Source organism: Spirochaetaceae bacterium (assembly GCA_009784515.1).
Lineage (GTDB): Bacteria > Spirochaetota > Spirochaetia > WRBN01 > WRBN01 > WRBN01.
In genome coordinates, this window is sequence record WRBN01000129.1 from 1 (window position 1) to 2,558 (window position 2,558).

3 protein-coding genes are annotated in these 2,558 nt (G+C 39.9%); all 3 read right to left on the minus strand.

The window, feature by feature from the left end:
• On the minus strand, nucleotides 1-286 hold a 286-nt coding region (locus FWE37_09525), incomplete at its 3' end, for a hypothetical protein (GenBank protein ID MCL2521219.1).
• 344 nt (nucleotides 287-630) lie between these two features.
• Nucleotides 631-2,022, minus strand: a complete 1,392-nt coding sequence (murF, locus tag FWE37_09530; GenBank protein ID MCL2521220.1) for a UDP-N-acetylmuramoyl-tripeptide--D-alanyl-D-alanine ligase — start codon at nucleotides 2,020-2,022, stop codon at nucleotides 631-633.
• 3 nt (nucleotides 2,023-2,025) lie between these two features.
• Complete coding sequence (locus FWE37_09535; GenBank protein ID MCL2521221.1) at nucleotides 2,026-2,298, minus strand: hypothetical protein; 273 nt, start codon at nucleotides 2,296-2,298, stop codon at nucleotides 2,026-2,028.
• Nucleotides 2,299-2,558 lie beyond the last annotated feature (260 nt).

Below are 2,558 nucleotides of genomic sequence, written 5' to 3' on the forward strand. Positions count from 1 at the left end.
AAACCGAAGTTTTTAATTTAGCTAACACTAAAGCCGGCAACTGTTTAATATTTAGCGGTTGATAAGCTGTAAAGCTGCGTAAAAAGCTAACTAAACCGGCCTGATAAATAACAAGCAACAGGTAACCCACAGCTAAACTTACCGGTAAAGCTAAGGCATTTTGCCAAAAGTTAGCCAGCAAAGTTAAAGAACCTATAATAACAACTACCGGTACATTACTTATGGTAAATTTACCCATATTATCGTAATAAAGCCAAAAAGCTTTACGTCTTTGAAAATCAAGCATAAACTCTATTTTAACTTGTTTTTTAAAAGATGTCCACTGGCTAGCAAATAAAGCAATGTTACAAGAGAATAATAGTTTATCATATTTCTATCTTTGTTAGCGGATTACCATGTAGCCAAAGCTCTTGTAAATTAATAAGACTATTTCCACTAAAGTTAATTAATTGGTTACCTCTAGTCCTGCTACTGATACCCTCAAATTCTTATCAGGAAACAAAGTAGCTAACGTAGCATTCGCCGGTACCGGCAACCCTTACCTTTGTGCGTTTATGGCTATTAGTAATAAAATTATAGTTAATATTTTTTATAGCAAATATTTTTCTTAGAATATATATAATAATGCCACTAACCGGCCCTTAAAAATCCTTGTTGTGTTAAAGGCTCAATCAAACGTTCTAATTGGTAGTAGCGGCTGCCTTTTAACAAAAGTAAATCGCCATCTTTAAGGTTGGTTAATAATAGTTCCTTTAAGCTATTAAAGCTGGTCGAGTGATGAATAGCGCCAAAAAATTTAAGCTCTTTTAACTCGGCAGCTAAGTAAGCCATATTAGGGCCAAGCAAATATATTTCATCTATACCGGCTTTAAGCAGGCTGGAGGCAAGCTCTTTGTGTAAATCGGCGCTATTGTCGCCTAGCTCACGCATTTCGGCTAAAAAAACCAACTTACGGGCATATTTTAAAGCAGTTATACTACCGATGGCGGCTTTCATACTTTCGGGGCTGGCGTTGTAGTAATCTTTAAGTAAGGTAATACGGCCGGCGCTTACTTGGCTGCGGCCATCTAACGGCCTTACTTTTTCCAGCCCTTCTTTTATATCTTTAAGTTTTAACCCCAACTCGAGGGCTACATAGATGGCAAGGCAAGCATTATGTAAATTATGTTTACCGGCAAAGTGGATACGAATGGTCTCGCCGCCCACATAAAGTTTATAACCATCAAGTCCTAAATCTTCTACCCTTTCAAATTTTTTAAGTAAGGTAGGGGCATAAAAGATAACCCGCCCGGCGATGTTTTGAGCCAAAAAAGCTGCAAAAGAGTCGTGCTGGGGTAAAAATAAAGTTTGGCTGCCATTAAAGTGGCTGGCAATGGCTTTTTTTTCGTGGGCAATCGCCTCGCGTGAGCCAAGCATCCCGATATGCGCATTGCCGATATTGGTAATAATGGCATAATTAGGTTTAACAATGCCGGCCAGCTCGCTCATTTCGTCTTTACGGTTCATACCCATCTCCAGAACGGCATATTTATGCTCGCTGTTAATGGCAAAGCAGCTTAAAGGCAGGCCGCAATCGCTGTTAAGATTACCGATAGTCGCGGCGGTAGGGGCAGCTCTACGCAGGATACCGGCCAGCATTTCTTTAACGGTGGTTTTGCCGTTACTGCCGGTAATACCAATTTTAATAAGTTTCGGAAAACGTTTAATATGATAACCAGCTAATTGCTGCAAAGCATACAAAGGGTTATCTACCAAAAAGAGGGCGGCGCTATAACGGCCAGCCAGCTCTTTTTGGCGACCAGCCAACCCACTGTCGTAACTGGTAATAGCCATAGTCGCCCCGTTTTTAAAGGCCTCTTCTAAAAAAGCGGAGCCATCGTTGTGTTCGCCTTTTAAGGCCACAAAAAGCGAGCCGCGGCTTACCAGCCGGCTATCGATAGAAACATTAATGGCCTCGTTTACCGCTCCCGAATTGGCTTTGCCCAAAATATTGGCCAGCATTTCGCTATTAAATAACGACATAATTTACTCCATCTCTATCACAATAACATCGGTGGCCGTTAAGCGGCGCAGCTGCCATTCGGGGTGAGCGGCAATAAGGTCTAGTAGTCTTTGCGGGGCAGTAAGGTGGTTAATGGCCGTAATAAGCCGTTTGCTGTCTTCGTAAACAATAATTTGCTGCCTTTCGTGCACGCGGGCTAACTCTTGTAAATTTTTATAGCGCCAGCTTTGCCAAATATTGGCGGCAGCTAAACCGCTTAAGATTAATATTAAAAAGGCACCAATCCATAACTTCATATTTTATTGCTCTTTTGTAGTTTATTATATAGTTTCGGCATTCCAAACCGTTTTCTTATATAAGTTATGCAAAGGTTTTGTAAAGATGGTTTTTTAATTTAGTCATTATCCCCCTTTAAACTACCAAATATTTACCACAAAATTACACCCGCAGGCCAAACTTTAATATTTTAGCTTTACTTTAACTGTAAGTTATGTTAAACTATTACTATGAAAAAAATATTAACTATAGCTTTATTACTAATAGCCATAAATGCACA

Excerpts from the sequence above, each read along its gene's own strand:
- murF (MCL2521220.1), bottom strand. The coding sequence starts at position 2,022 with ATGTCGTTATTTAATAGCGAAATGCTGGCCAATATTTTGGGCAAAGCC.
- FWE37_09535 (MCL2521221.1), bottom strand. The coding sequence starts at position 2,298 with ATGAAGTTATGGATTGGTGCCTTTTTAATATTAATCTTAAGCGGTTTA.